At 42.1% G+C, this 19,683-nt stretch carries 11 protein-coding genes; 4 read left to right on the top strand and 7 right to left on the bottom strand.

The window, feature by feature from the left end; all coding sequences use genetic code 11:
• Nucleotides 1-96: 96 nt before the first annotated feature.
• On the bottom strand, nt 97-1,455 hold the full coding sequence (locus WA338_RS17185; RefSeq protein ID WP_009778710.1) for a hypothetical protein: 1,359 nt from the start codon (nt 1,453-1,455) through the stop codon (nt 97-99).
• A 19-nt stretch (nt 1,456-1,474) separates the two neighbouring features.
• A complete protein-coding gene (locus WA338_RS17190; protein ID WP_272985106.1) occupies nt 1,475-3,883 on the bottom strand; it encodes a TonB-dependent receptor in 2,409 nt (802 codons plus the stop codon).
• Nucleotides 3,884-4,169: 286 nt separating this feature from the next.
• Between WA338_RS17190 and WA338_RS17195 the strand changes: the two genes are divergently transcribed.
• Nucleotides 4,170-6,089, top strand: a complete 1,920-nt coding sequence (locus tag WA338_RS17195) for a family 43 glycosylhydrolase (RefSeq protein WP_273006677.1) — start codon at nt 4,170-4,172, stop codon at nt 6,087-6,089.
• 74 nt (nt 6,090-6,163) lie between these two features.
• Here WA338_RS17195 and WA338_RS17200 read toward each other — a convergent pair whose 3' ends face one another.
• The 4 genes from WA338_RS17200 to WA338_RS17215 form a co-directional block, all read right to left on the bottom strand.
• Nucleotides 6,164-7,921, bottom strand: a complete 1,758-nt coding sequence (locus WA338_RS17200) for an alkaline phosphatase (protein ID WP_336094310.1) — start codon at nt 7,919-7,921, stop codon at nt 6,164-6,166.
• A gap of 4 nt (nt 7,922-7,925) precedes the next feature.
• Nucleotides 7,926-9,050: an alkaline phosphatase gene (locus tag WA338_RS17205; protein WP_009778706.1), complete on the bottom strand. Its 1,125-nt coding sequence runs from the start codon at nt 9,048-9,050 to the stop codon at nt 7,926-7,928.
• A 68-nt stretch (nt 9,051-9,118) separates the two neighbouring features.
• A complete protein-coding gene (locus WA338_RS17210; protein WP_009778705.1) occupies nt 9,119-10,927 on the bottom strand; it encodes a RagB/SusD family nutrient uptake outer membrane protein in 1,809 nt (602 codons plus the stop codon).
• Nucleotides 10,928-10,947: 20 nt separating this feature from the next.
• On the bottom strand, nt 10,948-13,980 hold the full coding sequence (locus tag WA338_RS17215) for a SusC/RagA family TonB-linked outer membrane protein (RefSeq protein WP_336094313.1): 3,033 nt from the start codon (nt 13,978-13,980) through the stop codon (nt 10,948-10,950).
• 600 nt (nt 13,981-14,580) lie between these two features.
• Here WA338_RS17215 and WA338_RS17220 point away from each other — a divergent pair.
• A complete protein-coding gene (locus WA338_RS17220) occupies nt 14,581-16,119 on the top strand; it encodes a pectinesterase family protein (RefSeq protein WP_336094315.1) in 1,539 nt (512 codons plus the stop codon).
• Here the strand turns inward: WA338_RS17220 and WA338_RS17225 are convergent.
• Nucleotides 16,116-16,817 carry a Crp/Fnr family transcriptional regulator gene (locus tag WA338_RS17225; RefSeq protein ID WP_009778702.1) on the bottom strand — a complete coding sequence of 234 codons (702 nt, stop codon included), beginning with the start codon at nt 16,815-16,817 and terminating at the stop codon, nt 16,116-16,118. The genes WA338_RS17220 and WA338_RS17225 overlap by 4 nt on opposite strands.
• Nucleotides 16,818-16,920: 103 nt before the next feature.
• Between WA338_RS17225 and WA338_RS17230 the strand changes: the two genes are divergently transcribed.
• Together WA338_RS17230 and ccoS are read left to right on the top strand one after the other, a co-directional pair.
• Entirely contained in the window at nt 16,921-19,332 is a 2,412-nt protein-coding gene (locus tag WA338_RS17230) for a heavy metal translocating P-type ATPase (protein WP_273419874.1), read from the top strand.
• Nucleotides 19,333-19,463: 131 nt separating this feature from the next.
• Nucleotides 19,464-19,682 carry a cbb3-type cytochrome oxidase assembly protein CcoS gene (ccoS, locus tag WA338_RS17235; protein WP_009778700.1) on the top strand — a complete coding sequence of 73 codons (219 nt, stop codon included), beginning with the start codon at nt 19,464-19,466 and terminating at the stop codon, nt 19,680-19,682.
• Nucleotide 19,683: the final 1 nt, after the last annotated feature.

The following is a 19,683-nucleotide window of genomic DNA, read 5'->3' on the forward strand; positions in this document are numbered from 1 at the left end:
AGACATAGACTACCAAAAGTAAATTCGCTCTCTGGCGGTGCCATAAAAAAGCCCCGATTTCTCGAGGCTTTTACATGTGTATTAAGTCTGTCTTAATTAGAACGCACCAATAAAGTGGCTTCCTTCAACATTTACTAATTCTGCTCCTTGAGTAACCGCTCCGGTTTCGGTATCGATCACGTAGATGTTTCCATTTTCACCTACAGGCGCTTGGGTTACATAAATTTCGTTTCCGTCAACCGCAAAACCTTGATACTGGAATAAGTAAAAATCAGGATCGTAAGGAATCTCTGTAATTTGCTGTGCCGTTCTAGCTTCTAAGTTTACCAATGCAAAGAAACCTTGAGCTCCTGCAACACCTTCTGCAGAACCCTCGTGACGATACGCTACCACTGCTTTTCCGTTTGCAGCGGGTCTCCACGCCAGGATGTAAGCACCATCAACACCTAAAGCATCATCAAGATTGAAAACATACGAATCATCATATTCATTGTCTGAACCTATACGTAAGATGTGAGATCCTTGAGGGTCACCTTGGTTGGCTTGGTACACGGCACCGTTGTATTCAAAAGCGTTGATGCTTCGGTAACCGCTAGTATTACCTTTTCCTACTCCAGACATAATCACTTCAGGATTAAGTAATGACGGGTAGTCTAACACGATGGTAATAGATTCTAAAGGATCAAAATTTCGGTCTCTTTCAGTAGTTTCAGGATCAACTTTATCTAAACGTGCTCCGATGTATAATTTATCACCAGCTGCGTTAAGGGTTGGCATATCTGTTCTACCAATAAAAAATCCTTGCGCTTCTAAATCTGCTGGTAGAGCAACATTTGTTTCTTCAAAATTTTTGATTGCCGAGTTTACCAAGTCTAGTGTCACCACGCCTAAAGTAACATCTGTACGTAAATACGTGTCATCAGACTCATCCGCCGGAGTACCGTTATCGTCAAATTGATGCTCGGTAGAAGCATAAACTGCCGCTCCTGTTTGATCACCATCAAAAAGTTTGATCCATCGTGGAGCCGTACCTACGTAAGGTGCAATACTGATCGCTGAACCAATTTGTTCAAAATTCTGTCCACCTTGAACGTCATATTTTGTGTAGTTTCCTCCGGTGTCTCCCGCATAGCTGATGTTGAAAATAGTAGATCCATCTTCTGAAGCTTGTAATCTTGCAGTTCGGTTAGAAGGCACGATAAATCCGTTATCAAAAGGCTCAATAGAAACCGAAGGATCTTTTGCCTCTGCACTGGTTACGGAGTAAATCAAGGTTCCTCCATTACCATCTCCCGGATTGTCGCCCATACGCGCAGCGGCGATGGTGATCATACGTGCTTCTTCAGGCTCTGGTCCTACCACACCGGTGTTATCATCATCTGAGCTACAAGATGCTGCGAGTCCCAAAAGGGTTATGAGAGAAAAAGCTTTTAAGTTTAAAAATATACGTTTCATTGCTTTTTTGTTTAAACGATTAAAATTTATTGATTGAATAGTTAAGTTTTAAATAGAATGCTCTTCCCGGTTTTTGTACCGAAAGGTTATCATACAAAGGCTTGTCAAAGATGTTCTTAACATCAAAACTGAGCACAAAGCGTTTTTTAGGGAAGGTGTAACTCATCCCAAAATCCTGTGCCAACTGCTCAGGAACTTTAAAAAAATCATCGCCTACGGTATTAGATCCCTGTGGAACCAAGTATGAAAATTCACCGGTATAATAGAGCGTATAGAACAAGTCTAAGCGCGACTTTTTCTGAAATAGATTATCTAGAGAATAGCGTAGATTTCCGTTCATCGTAAGGAAAGGCGTGTTGGGCACAGCGACCTCTGTTCCGCGGTTTTCAATCTCCAAATCAAATTTTGAAATATTGAAATTGGCCGAAAGCTTATCGTTGTACACATAGTTCACCTGCGCATCAAAACCTTGTGAAGTACCACTTCCCTGATTTACATAAACGATAAGTTCGTCATCAACATTCAGTGAATTTTCAATTGGTAAACCTATACGGTCTTTGATGTTTCTTGTAAAAACATTTGTTGATAGTGTAACCCGATGTTTGTTGAAGGTAAAGGCTCCAAATCGAAATCCTAAGTTGTAATTATTACTCTGCTCAGGATTAATACTGGCGTTGGCAACTACGTTATCCCCATCGTTACCAAAAATTTCGGTCTCATTGGGTAAACGAATGGCTTTTTCTGCAGATGCGAGTAGAAACACTTCTGGAGTAATCCCGTAAGAAGCAGCAAAACCATAACCTTCAAATTCTTTATTACTGCTTACCACTTCGTCAACGATCACACGGTTACCTGCTTCGTTGGTTATAATCGCCGGATCTTTACTAATGGTCTTTTGCTGATAGTATTTCCCAAATAAACTCGCTTTTAACCGATCATTAAAAGCATTGACCTCATAGGTAAAAGACACAATGTTTTTGTGTAAATCACGAGTGCCCACAAAAGTGTTTTCTAGCACTGAGCGTAATTCATCACTGTCTTCCCGATCGATCCCGCTGTACATATGATTAAGCAAGACCTTGTGATTATCGTTAAAGGCATAAGAAAGGCCTGTACGTATAGAAGCTACATTTCTACTGATTTTCGCTAAGGTTGGTCCACCTTCTTGTTGTGAACCCCAAGTATACTCATATTCATTTCCTCTAAAGTCGATCGCGCGCTCACCATTCCAGCTGTAGGCAGCAGCAACAGTATCGTTCAGTTGACGGTTACGGCTCCCATAATATCCGTTGATGTTCACATCAAAACCTTCAGTAAACAGATCTTTCTTTTGATAAGTCAAATTGGCCAGTGCCGCATCAGACTCATAAAAGCGCCCTTTATATGGCATTATGGTCATAAATGCCCCGTGCTGCACTTCGTTGTAATCATCAGATCCTGTAAAACCAACATAAAATTGATCGGCCCAACTCACATCGGTATATCCTACTTGAACAACACCGCCTGTAGAACGGTATGCGTCATTAAAACGTCTTGCAGTAATGGGTGTTTGTACCCCGCCTAAACCGGTCACTACAACACTTCGCCCTGATACCTCGTAGTCGTTATCAGAATAGTTATGAAAGCCTGAAGCTTTAACCGTAAAGCCAGATTTATCAAAACGGTATAACCCATTAACGCTGGCTTGAAACGTGTTGAACGATCCATAAGAAACCGAAGCATTCAGATTGGTTCCTGCAGATTTATCTAGCACGATATTGATCGCTCCTCCCAAAGCATCATCAGAAAGATGCCCGGGAACAACCCCCTTATATACTTCGATCTGCTCGATCATAGCAGGCGGAATGCTGTTGAGATTAAAAGAAGATCCAAAGGTTGAAATAGGAATCCCATCAATAAAAATACGCACCGCACTGCCTGAAAGTCCGTTAAGACTGTATTGTACTTGCGATCCTAAACCACCATTCTGTCTAATTTTTACACCTACGGTGGTATTGAGCAGCTCGTTAGTCTGAATATTACGCTGTGCAGCTTCTTCTGTATTCACCACATTTACCGCAAAGCCCTGCTTTTCCATTTTGGTTTTGATCGACTCTGCACGAATGGCCACTTCGTCCAACTCATAATCCTTGGCGTTATCAAGCTTAATGTCGTGACGCAGATTTGCGTCTTTTATTGTCACCTGATCAAAAGCGATAAAATCGCCACTTACGATCTCGAGCGTATAAGTTGCTGAAGGCAAATTCTGAAAACTGTAAACCCCTTGAAGGTTGACTTTAGCTTCTTGAGAAATTCCACCTCCGGTTAAGATAATTTCAGCTTGTGGTACGATATATCCATTGGCATCTTTAACCACGCCACTCAGGCTGTATTGTGCACTTAAGGTAATTGGAAGGATAAATAATAAAAGGAGTAATCTTGGCTTCATCAGTAATTTATTGCTGACAAATTTATGCTTATTTAGATTAAGTACAAATAAAAACAAGGAAAGATGAAAAAGCCCCTCAACCCGCAAATACACAGGCGTTAAGACGCTTTTTTAGCAAGTATTTAAAAAATTATTTTTAATCAAACTAAATAAAAGCAACAAGAATTCTTCTTAAAATACACTGCAACGCATTAAGAAAAGTCGATTAACAGATCCCAGAAAACTGTATCAAGTAAATAATTATTGTATAAATTACATTTATTTTTAAAGCCCTAATAGTTTCCGTATGAAATCACTTTTTAAATCTTCATTAGTACACCTTTTATTTCTTGTTTTTTCCTTTCAGTGTGTTGCGCAATCATCAATGCAAGGTTACCTTTTTGCTTACTTTGAAGGTACCGGGGCAGACCAAGAAGCCATTCGGTTTGCAGTGAGTGATGATGCTGTACATTGGAAGGCACTTAATCAGAACAACCCGATTATTCCTTCCGCAGCCATTTCAAATACTGGCGGAGTAAGAGACCCTCATCTTCTAAGAGGTGCAGAAGCCGATGGTTTTTATATGGTCGCAACAGATATGTTTACCAAAAAAGACGGCTGGGACACCAACCCGGGAATTGTTCTCATGCATTCTGATGATTTGATAACCTGGCAATCCACTTCGATCAATCTCGAAAAATCATATCCCAAATTCAAAAACACCAAATGGGTATGGGCGCCACAAACCTTCTATGATACTAAAAAGAAGAAATACCTGGTGTATTTTACCGTGCGCTCTCACGACAACCTTAAACTCGACTTTTATGCAGCTTATGCCAATAAAGATTTTACCGGTTTTGAGGCTGAACCCAAATTACTTTACAGCGCAAAAGACGGTGCTATTGATGGAGATATCATTTATAAAGATGGAACCTACCATCTTTTTTATAGAGGATATACCAAAGATGCAGCAGGCAATGAAATTCAAAACGGTATCAAGCAAGCTACGAGTGAAAAGCTGTTAGGCCCCTACACGGAATCTTTTGAATACATCGACTTTTATGCCGATAAAAAAACGACTGTAGAAGGCAGTTCGGTATTTAAACTGAATGATAAAGACGAATACATTCTTATGTATGATTTGTATTCTAGCGGAAGGTATGAGTTTCAGCGCAGCAAAGATCTGTACACTTTTACCAAAGAAACCGAATCTTTTACCAAAGATTTTCATCCCCGACACGGGAGTGTCATTAGTATTACCAAAGAAGAAGCGCAACGCCTCGATCAAAAATGGGATGGCGTTCCTGTTTCTTTGCTCACCGATGCACAAGGCCGCTACCGTTTTCAATCACAAGGAAATCCTATAATTCAGCATAAATACACCGCAGACCCGGCAGCATTGGTAGAGAACGACACGCTCTGGTTATTTACCGGTCACGATTATGCCGGCGGACAAAAAGGGTATAAAATGAAAGACTGGCTGGTATATTCTACCACCGATTTAAAAAACTGGACCGAACATCCTGTACCTCTCAAGATTGATGATTTTACCTGGGCAACCAGTGGTGACGCCTATGCCGGTCACGTCGCTAAAAGAAATGGAAAGTACTATTGGTACATCAGTACCAACTGGAACGGGATAGGTGTCGCAGTAGCCGATAAACCTGAAGGTCCTTACAAAGACGCACTGGGCAAACCGCTACTTACCAATGAAGATTGTTTTGCATCGAGCCACTCTTGGACCTGCATTGACCCGGCCATTTTTATTGACAAGGACGACCAACCTTGGATCTTCTGGGGGAATGGGGTTTGTTATTACGCAAAGCTGAAAGACAATATGATCGAGATCGAGGGCGAAATCAAAACCATAGATTTTGAAGGTCTAGAATTTACCGAAGCACCTTGGGTTCACGAGCGTGACGGTAAATACTATCTCACCTATGCCACAGAATTTCCTGAAAAAATCGCTTATGCAGTCGCAGATAAAATTGATGGACCATACACCTACAAAGGCATTCTCAATGAAATTGCCGGTAACAGCAATACCAATCATCAAAGTATTGTTGAATTTAAAAACGACTGGTATTTTATCTATCACAACGGCGGCATTCAACCTGATGGTAGTAGCTATAGCCGTTCGGTATGTATAGATCCTCTACATTATAATGAAGACGGAAGTCTAGAACGTATTCAAATGACTACGGAAGGTGTGCAGGCTAAAAACTGATGCTATTGGTATTACTTCCATAAAGAAAGCCCGTCAAATGACGGGCTTTCTTTATTAAAATTCAAATCTAGATTTTACTTTAAAGCGGCTAGAATCTTGTGGAAGATCTCGTTATTTTCAAAAGCGCCTCTGAAGTTTTGCGCCTGCGGACCGTAAGCAAAAACAGGTACCATAATCCCCGTATGATTGGTGGTTAAGAATTCGCCGTGTAGTTCACCCTTATCCAGATCGCCACTAATGATCCCAAATCCGGAAGTCTCGTGATCGGCAGTGATGACTACCAGTGTATTTTTAGTCTTGTCTGCAAACTTTAAAACTTCGGCGATGGTTTGATCAAAATCAAGCATTTCCTGTACAATTCCGCTGGTATTATTAGCGTGCCCATTGCTGTCAATCTGCGCCGCTTCGATCATCATAAAGAAGGGTTTTTTGTTATTTTCCAGGATTTCAAGCGACTGCTTTACACTGTTGGGTAAAAGCGGTCCGCGACCATCTGCGATAGAAGGTACTTTCCCATCACCCACATAAATTGCGGTTTTTTCTTCGATGGAATTGAAATCGGCTAAGGTTTTCACTTGATACGAGTCAGGAACCATCGCTGCTTTAGACTTGCCACCGGCGATAAAAAAGTCAATTTCGCTTCCTTGCAGATCTGAAAGAATACCTTTTGCGTCGTCACGTTCTTTACGGTGTGCAAAAAACGAAGCCGGAGTAGCCCCGTCGATCGCATCTGTTGTAATCAAACCTGTAGCAAAACCTTTTCTGCCTAAAAACTCCGTAATGTTTTGAAGCGTCTGATCGTCAGGATCTACGCCAATCGCACGGTTATGCGTTTTGGTTCCGGTGGCCATTGCGGTCGCACCCGCAGCAGAGTCGGTAACCAGATCGTCTGTAGCCGCAGTTTTTGAAAAACCAATGTCTTTTAACTGAAGAACGCTTAAATCACCTCCGTTTGCTACTTGACCCGAAGTGATCTGTGCTAAACCGGTACCGTCGCCAATCATCAAAATCACATTTACCGGAGTATCGTTGTAATCAAATTTGAATTCCGGCTGATATACTTCGATCTGCTGTGTATTTACATAGGTATTTTGATCAAGCGTTTTCAGGTACGACACGGCCTCCGCAGGCTTGTCGCTATTGATAAAATCCACACCCAGATTAGCAAAACGCGTCCACGCAATTTTAGTATCGGGACTTGCCCAAAAGCGGAACGGCTTGTTTACCGCGTGCGCTTTGGCAATCGCCTTCTCGACTTTTTCAAGTTCGGGAGCGACCATATTTCCGAAGCCATTCCAAACTGAATAGTTTTTATAGTTCACACTTACCAAAGCCACTTTGCTTAGATCAATGCTATCCAAATCTTCCAGATTTTGATGATCAAACTCAATAAAATCAGGATACTCTGAATAGTCTGTTGCCTTGGGCTTGTTGCCGGAAATCACAAAACGCAGCCCTTCAACCTCATCTAAATTGTGCTTTTTGATGGCTTTTGTGATCGCTTTCAGGGTAGCTTCAGCATCAGATTTTATATCGATCAACAACTGAAGACTTCTCAGTCGGCCTTCTGTTTGCAATTGTTTAAGCGGCTGCAAGTACAGTTTTTCAAGCGTATTGGCCTTGTTGATTTCATTTTCGCTATGCGTAACAAAAAGTGTGTTTTCTTTTAAAAACACATCCACTTCGATACTGCTGGCACCGCCAATATACGCTTCCCAAAACGGAAATTCCTGTGCATAATCGTTGTGCGCGTGAACTTTATAATTGACCTTTTGCTGTGCAAAACTCAGGCTGCACAGACAAAGAAAAAGGATTAAAATGCTGTTTTTCATATTCTTATTTTTTAGCCTTGATGGCGTTTAAAATTTTGTGGTAAATCGCACTGTTTTGATAAATTCCTTTAAAATGATCAGCGCCTTTTCCTGCTGCGAAAACCGGGATCAACTCCCCACTGTGTTGGTCTGTAATGAAATAGACTGCAACTTTTTCGGGCACTTCGGTTTTCTTACCGGTTTCTTCATCAACCTCATAATATTTACCAATGCTCGCCCCGCCGGTCTCGTGATCTGCAGTGATGACCAAAAGCGTATTGGGATGTGCTTCTACATAGTCTAAAACCGCACCGATGGTTTGATCAAAATCAGCCACTTCCTGTATCATCATTTCGGCATCTTTGGCGTGCCCGCCCCAATCGATATACGAACCTTCGATCATCAAAAAGAAAGGTTTATTGTTGGAGTCAAAATACGACAGCGCTTGTAAACTCGCATCTTTTAAAAAGTCTCCACGTCCTTCTGTTTTAGACGGAAGTCCCTCATCTTCGATAATAAAGGCGTTGCGCATATCTGGTTTTGCTTTGCTAAGCGCCAAGGTGTCCAGATTGTAATTTCGGTTTAAAAGCGTTTGAAACAAATCCTGATCATCACTACGCTGGTCGAAAAATTTACGCCCACCACCGGCTATAAAATCAATATCTGCAACCGCTAATTGCGCTGCGATCTCTTCGTGCATATCACGATCTTTGACGTGAGCATAAAAAGATGCCGGCGTAGCATGAGTGATGCTCGTTAAGCTGATGAGTCCGGTTTGGTAACCTTCTGCTTTCAGTTTTTCTAGAATCGTTTCCTGCGGAATGGTATCATTTGAAACGCCAATTGCGCGTTTATAAGTTTTCTCTCCTGTGGAAAACGCTGTGGCTCCCGCTGCAGAATCGGTAATCAAATGACTTGTAGAATACGACTTGTGCAAGCCTATGGTCTCAAACCGTTCGAAATTTGAACGTTGATCTCCAAAATAAAAAGCACTCGACACCTGCGGAATTCCCATCCCGTCTCCTATCATCAAAATGACATTTAAGGGTTCGTCGCTTTGAGTTTGCTGTTTTATGTTTTGCGTAGTGCCGCATCCCTGCATTACCAATGCACTGATTGCCACACTTGCGCTAATTAAATAGTTTTTCATTGCTGTTTTTTAAAAAGTACAACGGCAAGAGTTTCCTCTTGCCGTTGTTTTCTACACACACTTAAAAATTAGTATCCTTCGTTTTGCTCTAGATATCCCGGAGTGTTTGAGGCTCCATCTATCGCTTCCTGAGGAATTGGGAACAACCTGTGAAGTACATCACTATCTGTTTTTGACGTCCAGGAATCTTCGTAAGTGCCAAAACGAATCTGGTCGCTACGGCGAGACATCTCCCAGTAGAACTCAAAGCCACGCTCACGCAATAAAGTAGGCAAGGTGATCTCCGTTAGTGCTGCCGGGGTTTGATCTGGACGCGCATTTCTTGAGGTACGTACCGTATTTACATCGGTTAAAGCGCCTGCAGCATCGCCCATTCTCAATTTAGCTTCAGCACGCATTAAATACACATCTGCAAGACGTAACAACACTAGATCTACACTGCTGTAATTGTTACCATCATCTGAAGTTTTACTGAATTGCCACTTGGCAAAACGATAGCCGCTTGCATAACCTGCGCTTCCGTCAAGGCTGATGTCTAAAGTATGATCTACATAATACACGATATCTTCAAGATCTGAACCGTTCTCACGTGCCTCGGCAAGTGGATAGATTCTATAACCGCTATTCCCACTGGCATCAGTACCGGTCATAAAGCTTCCCGATCTGTAATTCTCTTTACGAGGTGCCCACATCGTACCGCGAATGATACCACGGTCGATCTCAAAATCTTCATCGGCGATAAAGTAATGATCTTTATCTGTGCTTAAGCCTAAGGTATCTTTAGTATACGGAGTTAATCCTGAAATGTCTTCCAACTCTGCAGGCACTTGTGCATTCTTTTTATAAAAACGTGCATCTGCAGCTGCAGGGTCAACATTACCGTAAGCATCTACCCAGTTTTGATAAAACTCAGGTGTAGCGGCAGGACCGTCTGTACCGTCCATACTTAAATAAAAATCACCGGGTCTTGGGAACAACGAACCAGACATCGACCAGTATGCCCAACGGTTGTGGTCATTGTTCAATACACCACGCAGATCAAGCGCAAAAATAAGCTCGGCGTTATCGTGATTCTCGTCATTAAAAAGATCAAAATATTCCGGTGAAAGCGCATAGCTTCCGTTATTGATGATGCGATCTGTATAGTTTATTACATTGGCCATATCTTCATCGGTAAATACCGGAGTTCCGTATGGATCTCTATATACGCCTGCATTCAGATATAATTTCGCTAAAAACCCATAAACCGCATCTTGCGTCATACGACCGGGACCGTTAGAATTACTAAGATTTTCAAGCGAAGCAAGAAACTCTTCTTCGATATACGTCACTGCTTCAGCACCTCGTAATACTTCTGAAGTTTCTGAGGTTGCTTCTTTTCTAAAAGTAAGTCCCCAGCTGTCTAAGAACAGCATGTTCTCATAGGCGCGTAACGCACGCATTTCTGCCAATCCCTGAATTGCTTCGGTATCACCTGCTTCGGCAAGCGGTCTTAAAACATCAATTGCTGCTACTGTTCTAAACAAGGCGGTCGTTAAATAACTCCAGGATTGCGTTACCAGACTGTTGCTTGAAGACATCAAGTGTCTGTGCGCTGTTGTGTAGGTGTCATTATCTGCCCATTGCGTTCCACCCAAACCGGTACGCGGAGGAAGGATCGCTTCGTCTGAAGGAATTTCCTGTAAGCCAAAATAACGCGTATGTCTAAAGGTTTGTGGTAAAATACCGTAAGCCGCAGAGATCGATCCTGTAATAGGCTCTGCGAGTCCGTCTGTTCCCGTTAGGGATTCGTCTAATATTTCTTCTTCGAGGTCTGTACAACTACTGAAGAGTAAAGCACTAAGCCCAACAACCAGCGTGAGAATTCTATAATTCATTGTAAACAATTTTTAATTTTTTAGAAGGATACATTTAAACCAAATACCACCGTACGTGCTTTTGGATAGGTATAGTAATCAATACCATAGGATTTTGAATCGCTCGAGCTACCTGTGTTCAATTCCGGATCAAAACCGGTGTAATCTGTGATGATAAACAGGTTTTGCCCGGTAACAGATAGACGTACATTGTCTAACCATTTGTCCATACCGATCACTTGAGGGTTTAAGCTATAGGCAAATGTTGCGTTGTTAAGGCGTAAGAACGCACCGTTCTCCAAATAACGCGTAGAAACTGTATTGGTATTGCTGGGATCTTCATTAGGATAGGCTATCGCCTGATCTGTGGTATTCAAAGAGTTTGAAATTTGTGTTTTATTAAACAAACTCATACGGGTATGATTGTAGATCTCATTACCACTTACCCCGTTAAAATTCAGTCCTAAGTCAAAGTTCTTGTACTTGAATTTAAGGTAGAATGCATAAAGGATATCGGGCACTGCACTACCTGCAGAGATGCGATCACTGTCATCGATCTGTCCGTCACCGTTAAGATCGGTGTAAGTACTGAAACCGTCAGCACCAATTCCTGTAAACTCGCGCAAGAAGAAATTACCTATAGGCTGATTGTTCATATACCCATTAATGGTCGCTCCGGTTTGCCCTGCTCCACTGGCTGTTCCTGTAGTCACAATGGTAAAAGGAGAATCGGTGATCTCATTTTTGATATAAGAAATATTTCCTCCTATGTTGAACGAAAAATCACGGGTACGGTCACTCTGATAATCCAGAGCAACTTCAATACCGCTGTTCTTGATCTTCATATCAGGAATATTCTGCCACTTGTAACCTACTTCATCAATAGGATCCTGAGTAGAGAAATACAGCAATACATCATTGGTTTCCTTTAAGAAATAGTCTACCGAACCGCTCAATTTATAATCCAGAAAACCGAAGTCTAAACCAATGTTTGTCTGTGTGGTTTCTTCCCACTGAAGATCAGGATTTGCCGTACGTGCGAATACCAAACCGTAGTCGTAGCCCTCGCGTGTGGTGATTCCATCATTTAAAGGGTAGATGTCATTATCTGCAAAACTTTCTCCATAGCTCAAACGGGTTTGTTTAGCAGGAATTTCCTGATTCCCCGATTTACCCCAGCTCGCTCTTAACTTTAAGTTGTTGATCCCGGAGTCTGCCATAAAATCTTCTTTAAAGATATTCCAACCTAAAGCTAGAGAAGGGAAAGTAGCATAGCGGTTGTTCTCTCCAAACTTGGTCGAACCGTCAGAACGCAAGGTTGCAGTTACCAGATATTTGTCTTGATACGTGTAGTTCACACGACCAAAGAACGACTGCAGTTCGTTACTAACCGCATTAGAATATTGTGTTGCATTTTCTCCGCGTGCTGCCTCTAACTGATATCGTGGCTCGATACCGTTATTTGGGAAATTTTCAAAATAAAAGCCTTTATCGTGAATGTAGAACTTTTGATAAGAATGCCCCGCTAACAGCGTCAACCCGTGATCGCCAAAAACATTATCGTAGGTTAAGGTGTTTTCAACCAGCGTGTTTCTGTTAGTCGTAAACGAGGTATTGATCGATCCTTGTGCATAGTCCGGATCTGCAGCATACGGGATGTACTGCACATCACGATCTGTTGTAGAGTAATCTACCCCAAGGTTCAATTTATAAGTAAGATGATCTACAAATTCTAACGAGGGTGCGATATTAGCGATCATACGGTTGTTATTAGAAAAATCACCGTAGATATTCTCGATAATAAGCGGGTTGATCCCTGTTCCAAATACAGTAGGTTCCCCATTGGTATACGCCGGCGTGGTTGGATTAAGACTCAACATATTGCTCACCATGGTACCGATGTTAGGACGCGTATTTTCGGTACGGGTCGCAGTAAGATTCAAATCGATCTTTAAACGATCGTCCCAACCTTTTTGCGTTACATTGGCACGTGCCGAGTAGCGCTTCAAGTCACTTTTGTTAATGATCCCTTCCTGATCATCAACACCAATAGAAGCGAAGTAAGACGTATTTGCCGAACCTCCACTCATCGAGAAGTTGATGTTATTAGTAATCGCTGTACGGGTCAATTCGTCTTGCCAATCGGTATTTGCACCGTTATCGCTTAAGCTTCCGCCTATTTGTGGTACGATGGTTCTAAACTCTTCTGCAGAAAACACATCGATCTTATTAGCGATTGTAGAAATTGCGGTAGAAGCCGAAAAATTCATTTGCGTTCTTCCTGCTTTTCCTTTTTTGGTAGTAATTACCACCACCCCGTTTGCCGCACGCGAACCGTAAATAGCAGCTGCCGAAGCATCTTTCAATACGTTGATCGACTCGATATCCTGAGTGTTGATAAAGTTAAGCGGGTTTGTTGCCAGACCGTTTCCGGAGTTGTCTAATACAAAACCGTCAACAACATAAAGTGGAGACGTTCCAGAGCGCAAAGTTCCCACACCACGTATGATGATGTCTTGACCTGCTCCCGGCTCACCACTGGTATTGGTCACGTTAAGACCAGAAACTTTACCTTGTAGCAAGTTCCCCGGGTTATTCACCACCCCTTTGTTAAACTCTTCAGCAACCACAGAACTTACCGCTCCGGTTAAATCTGATTTCTTCTGAGTACCATAACCTACAACAAGCACCTCATCTAATTCTGAAGTATTTGCAGCCAGTTGAATGCTATACTTAGTTTCTTGAGTTACCTCAATTGTGGTGGTCTCAAAACCTACATAAGAGACTTCGAGCACATCGCCCGGATTGGCATCAATGCTAAAGTTTCCGTCAAAATCTGTGGTGGTTCCTATAGAAGTTCCTTGCACCATTACCGATGCTCCGGGTAATAAAACTCCGTCACTATCGGTTACAGTACCGGTTATCGTTTGTTGTACTGTCTCATTGTTAATAGGGTCAACAGTGCTTTTTAGCGCCAAATACGGCGTTTTCGCTTGGGTTTGTGTAGAAAAAAATACAATTGAAGCGAATGCAACTATATTTTTATACGTAATAGTATTATTTTTAAAATTCATGGTTAAGTAATTGATTGGACACAATGCTTAATAATGGATGGCGCAGTTGTTGGTAGCAGCTGCGTTTTTTTGTTGGGAGTGTTACATAGAAATTTATTTTAGGGGTATTTACTTCAAGCCGCTAAATAATTGAATTTTCCGCTAAAAGGTTTTACTTTAATGTTACCGAAGGATTAACCTTAAAAAGCCCTCCTCTTAAAGCTTGAAACGACCTCAGCCGCTTCGGATTTTTGAAAAACACACAGTTTAAACCCGCTTATTTCTAAAAAGCACTAATAAGAATGTGCTTTTCTTAAAAAATCTATAAATTCACTTCAAAACCTGCATCAAGTACAATCAAAAGATTACCTCAAGCTTATTAACACAAACCGCCCAAAGAGTAAGTTTTAGTTTACATTAAAACAACCTTTAAATAATCCCTTAGGCATTAGGATTGCCTAACAGCAGCTAGAGTAACCACCTCCTCTCCAACCCAGTTTTCAAAATACAAAGCATTGATTATTAGCTGATTTCAACCAAAAGTGATATTTTAGTGGCACTTTACGCCCAGGCAGATGATTTAAAACAGGGCGTCTCGTTGCAGCTAACCCGTACACTACTATGATTCAGCAAACCGCCCGATTGTTCTTCTCCAGCTTCGTTATTCTGTGTGTTTTTTACGCGTGTCAACCCAAAGATTCGGCAGCTTTGCAGCTCTACCCCCAACCTGAGCAAAAAGCTGTAAACGTAGACACCCATCTAAAAATCACTTTTGATACCAAACCAGAAATTGGCACTTCGGGACTGATTCGTATCTACGAACAGGAAACCGATACCTTAGTCGATGTGCTCGACTTGAGTATTCCACCAGGCCCGACCGAGCCTCGCAAAAATCCTGAAGCTACTTACACGCAAACCCCATATCAATATGCTCCAGCCACAGCTACCAATGCCAATACCAAACCCGGCACTCCATCAGGCACCGCTGCTCCTAATTCTGATGAGTACCAACTTACCATCATTGGCGGTTTTACCGATGCTTTTCATTTCTATCCCATAATCATTCACGACACCACTGCCATCATTAACCTGCACCATAATTTGCTGGAGTATGATACGTCCTATTATGTTTTGGTAGACAGCACCGTTTTAAAAAATAGCGGTAAACCCTTTAAAGGCATTTATGATAAAACCCAATGGACCTTTACCACCAAAACCCAAAAACCTGATTTGTCTACTAAGCGTCTGGTGGTAGACCATAAAGGGACGGGCGATTTTAATACCTTGCAGGGTGCCGTTGATTGTATTCCGGATTTTCACAAGGACTCGATTAAGATCTTTGTAAAGGAAGGGATATATGAAGACCTGATCTATTTTAGGAACAAGACCAATATCAGCATAAGCGGCGCAGATCAAAAAAACACCATTATCCAATATGCCAATAATGAAGTTTTTAATCCACACCCGGAGTATGTAAAAACCAATGAATGGCCGGGAACCTTCCCTTCACGTAGAGCGGCTTTTGCAATTGATAACTGCGAGAACATTCAATTGCATAACCTCACGATTAAAACGCTATTAAAAGGACAGGCCGAAGGACTCCTCATCAACGGCGACAAAATACTGGTTAAAGATGTCTCTATCGTTGGGGATGGTGATGCCTTGCAAACCAACGGTCCTGCCTATTTTGAAAATGTCACCATAGATGGTGGCGGAGATATGATCCTGGGACGTGGACCCGCATTTTTCAAGTCTTGTGAGTTCTACTCGCCCGGCCCGTTTATGTGGGTAAGAAATACTGAAGAAAATCACGGTAATGTTTTTGTCAATTGCAGTTTTACGGGAACGCGCACTAACGGAAGTGAAATCGCCCGTGCACCTGACAATAAAGGCTACAACTATCCCAATGCAGAAGCGGTTTTGATCAACTGTTATTTAGACAATATCATTCCTGAAGGATGGGGTGCAGTGGGTGAAGCAAAAGACCAACTGCATTATTGGGAATATAAGAGCCGTAAACTTAAAGATTCTACTGAAGCTGACGTTTCTCAACGGGCTGCCTATGCTAAACAGCTTCAACTACCCGAAGACCAACAATTGATCACAGATTACCAAAACCCAAAATTCATTTTAGAAGGCTGGACCCCCAAAGTATTTTAAAAACCGTTCTTGAGTTGGTTCAAGCCTTTTTTGTCGATGAGCTTGATGCGCTTTCCTTTGGTCTCAATGAGTTCTTCCTTTTTAAATTTGGCAAGTGTACGTATGCAAAGTTCGGTTGCCGTACCCACGACATCTGCAATATCTGACCGTGATAAAATAAGCGCGAGGTAGCCTTCTGCATCCAGGCCAAAATTATTCTCAATATACAACAGGGTTTCTGCAAGTCTTTGGTTTACCGTTTTCTGCGACATATTCACTATAACGTCATCTGCCACTTTGAGCTCCTGCGCCATATATTTTAAAACCGCTTGTGTAAACTCAGGGTTATCTTGAATACCCGCTGTAATGTTATGTTTAGGAATAAAACACACTTCCATATCATTAAGTGCTACAGCACTAAGATTGGTAGTTTGCTCAGCGATAACCGAGCGCTGCCCCATGACTTCTCCTTTTGAAGCGATCTTGACAATTTGATCCTTACCGTTATCGCTTATTTTAGAGAGTTTAGAAACCCCATTACGCACGCAATACACACCTCCCAGCTTCTCTCCTTCCTTAAAAAGAGGTTCCCCTTTTTTGATCACACGCATCTCTTTACTATCAGAAATGGCTTTGAGCTCCTCCTTTTTAAGGGCTCTGAGGGAATTGAGCTCTCTAATGATACAGTTTTCGCATCGGGTTTGTTCGTGTGCTGCCATACTTCAAAATTAACACATTTTTTTTGAGAACTGACAAAAGTCATCTTTTAACCTTAGGATCTTTTAGTCCTTTGTATCAGGTATTTGAGCAAATTAGATTAAAATGGAAAACTGCTATCATTGTGGTGACCCGTGTTTAAGCGACAGCATAAAGCATCAGGACAAGATGTTTTGCTGTAACGGCTGTAAAACGGTATACGACATTCTTCACGAGAATGATCTGGAATACTATTACAACCTCGACCAAAACCCCGGGATCTCACCTAAAGCGGTGCAAGGCAAGTTTGACTTCCTCACCAATGAAACCATTCTTGATAAACTTCTGGAGTTTAACGAGCAAAACACACAGATCGTTTCATTTACGATCCCTGCCATTCATTGCAGCTCCTGCATTTGGGTGTTAGAAAACCTCAACAAACTTAACGCTGCGATAAAAAGTACGCAGGTCAATTTCCCGGAAAAAAGCATACGCATCACCTATGATGCCTCGGTACTCTCGCTAAAACAAGTAGTAGAATTGCTGTGTATGCTGGGCTACGAACCTGCAATTTCTCTTGAGGATTTCAATAAAAAGGAAAAGAAAACAGACCGTTCACTCATTTATAAACTGGGCGTTGCCGGCTTTGCCTTTGGCAATATCATGTTCTTGTCTTTTCCAGAATATTTTGAGGTTGAAGAATTCTGGCTCGATCAATACAAGCATCTTTTTAGGGGTTTAATGCTGGCGTTCTCGATTCCTGTGGTAGTGTATTCTGCTCAGGATTACTTCCGCTCTGCGTATAAATCAATACGCTCAAAACTGCTTAACATCGATGTCCCCATCGCATTGGGTATTCTGGTTCTCTTTGTACGCTCGTGCGCCGAGGTGATCACTCAAACCGGAACAGGCTTTTTTGACAGTCTCGCCGGTCTGGTATTCTTTTTATTACTTGGAAAGTTCTTTCAGCAAAAAACCTATGCGTTTTTGTCTTTTGAACGGGATTACAAATCCTATTTCCCTATTGCCGTCACCCGTCTGGAACCGGCAAAGCATTTTAAAAACAGATATCTGGAGCAGCAAGTACCGGTGTACGAACTGCAACCGGACGACCGTATTCTCATTCGTAATGGCGAACTCTTGCCTGTAGATGGCATTCTTTTAAAAGGAGAAGGATTGCTGGATTACAGCTTCGTTACCGGTGAGGCCGAACCCGTTGCTAAAAACGCCGGAGACACGCTTTTTGCCGGTGGAAGACAGCAGGGCGGCATTATCGAATTGCGCGTAACCAAAGCGGTAGAACAAAGTTACCTCACCCAATTATGGAGCAACGAGGCCTTTAAAAAAGAAAAACAAACCCACCTCAACAGCCTTACGGCGCGAATAAGTAAACATTTTACCTGGGGCGTGCTCAGTATTGCTACGCTAGCCGGCCTGTTCTGGTTGGTTTACAATCCGGCTATGGCCCTTAATGTATTTACCGCGATACTCATTGTGGCTTGCCCTTGTGCTTTGGCTCTTTCGGCACCTTTTACGCTGGGTAACTTATTACGCATCACCGGCAAACACAAATTATACCTTAAAGATGCAGCCATCCTTGAGCAACTTGCAGATGTAGACCATATTGTATTTGACAAGACGGGTACGCTTACCACAGCCTCAGAAACAGCCATTCGTTATGAAGGCTTGGCCTTAACCGAAGATGAAGAGTCGCTGGTCACTAGTACGCTAAGAGCTTCAAACCACCCACTGAGTCGCAGCTTATATGCAATCCTTCAGAATCACGACATTCAAACGCTTGATGAGTTTGAAGAGGAAGTAGGACACGGTATCTATGGCACTGCAAATCAAAACAGCGTCAAAATAGGTTCGTATGATTTTGTGGGCGGCAAGAACGCCGGATGGGTTTTTAAGAATGGAAAACGCACCGCGGTTCACATCAGTACTAATGCTGCTTACAAAGGTTGTTATGTGTTTTACAACCGCTTCAGAAAAAGCTTAAAAGAGGTCTTTACTGCCTTACAGCAACAGGCTAAACTCATCATTCTTTCTGGAGATAATGATGCCGAACGCCAAAATCTAAATGCACTCCTCACACAGGAAGTAGAGATGCACTTTGAGCAACAGCCAGACGACAAGCTCAATTTCATCAAAAACCTACAGCAACAAGGTAAAAAGGTTTTAATGATAGGTGACGGTCTCAACGACAGCGGAGCGCTGGCGCAAAGCGACGTGGGCATCGCCATTTCAGAGAATATCAATGTGTTTTCACCTGCCTGTGACGGGATTCTTGACGCTTCGCGCTTTAAAGATCTTCCCGCATTTATACAACTGGCAAAACAAGGAAAACGCATCATCAAATGGAGTTTTGTATTCTCATTGCTCTACAATCTGGTAGGACTGGTTCTGGCGATCACAGGTAATCTAAAACCGGTGTACGCAGCCATTCTCATGCCGCTGAGCTCGATAAGTATTGTGGTGTTTACAACGCTGGCCACTTACTATTATGGTCGCAGCCTTCAGCGCCAGGTAAACTAGATCAAGGCAAGACTCTGATATTGAATCATTTGTCGATGCCAATAAAAAATCAAAATAATTTCAAAAGCTGATTTATGTCATCTTTTAAACAAACATACACCGGTAATTTTACCGTATAAAATCAGGTAGGTATGAGTATCATTTATATGCTTCTCGCGATAAGCGTGGTTGTAGCTGTGGTCTTTTTTGTGGCCTTTATTCTCTCGGTAAGACAGGGACAGTACGATGACACCTATACCCCATCTGTACGTATGCTTTTTGAAGACGAACTCGTAAAAGGTGCTTCTAAAACTTCAAAAGCTACACCACAATCCAAAACCCAAAACAACGCTAATCGCAAACTGAAGTAAT

The organism is Leeuwenhoekiella sp. CH_XMU1409-2, from assembly GCF_037029365.1.
Taxonomy (GTDB): Bacteria; Bacteroidota; Bacteroidia; order Flavobacteriales; family Flavobacteriaceae; genus Leeuwenhoekiella; species Leeuwenhoekiella blandensis.

Excerpts from the sequence above, each read along its gene's own strand:
- WA338_RS17185 (WP_009778710.1), bottom strand. The coding sequence starts at position 1,455 with ATGAAACGTATATTTTTAAACTTAAAAGCTTTTTCTCTCATAACCCTT.
- WA338_RS17190 (WP_272985106.1), bottom strand. The coding sequence starts at position 3,883 with ATGAAGCCAAGATTACTCCTTTTATTATTTATCCTTCCAATTACCTTA.
- WA338_RS17195 (WP_273006677.1), top strand. The coding sequence starts at position 4,170 with ATGAAATCACTTTTTAAATCTTCATTAGTACACCTTTTATTTCTTGTT.
- WA338_RS17200 (WP_336094310.1), bottom strand. The coding sequence starts at position 7,921 with ATGAAAAACAGCATTTTAATCCTTTTTCTTTGTCTGTGCAGCCTGAGT.
- WA338_RS17205 (WP_009778706.1), bottom strand. The coding sequence starts at position 9,050 with ATGAAAAACTATTTAATTAGCGCAAGTGTGGCAATCAGTGCATTGGTA.
- WA338_RS17210 (WP_009778705.1), bottom strand. The coding sequence starts at position 10,927 with ATGAATTATAGAATTCTCACGCTGGTTGTTGGGCTTAGTGCTTTACTC.
- WA338_RS17215 (WP_336094313.1), bottom strand. The coding sequence starts at position 13,980 with ATGAATTTTAAAAATAATACTATTACGTATAAAAATATAGTTGCATTC.
- WA338_RS17220 (WP_336094315.1), top strand. The coding sequence starts at position 14,581 with ATGATTCAGCAAACCGCCCGATTGTTCTTCTCCAGCTTCGTTATTCTG.
- WA338_RS17225 (WP_009778702.1), bottom strand. The coding sequence starts at position 16,817 with ATGGCAGCACACGAACAAACCCGATGCGAAAACTGTATCATTAGAGAG.
- WA338_RS17230 (WP_273419874.1), top strand. The coding sequence starts at position 16,921 with ATGGAAAACTGCTATCATTGTGGTGACCCGTGTTTAAGCGACAGCATA.
- ccoS (WP_009778700.1), top strand. The coding sequence starts at position 19,464 with ATGAGTATCATTTATATGCTTCTCGCGATAAGCGTGGTTGTAGCTGTG.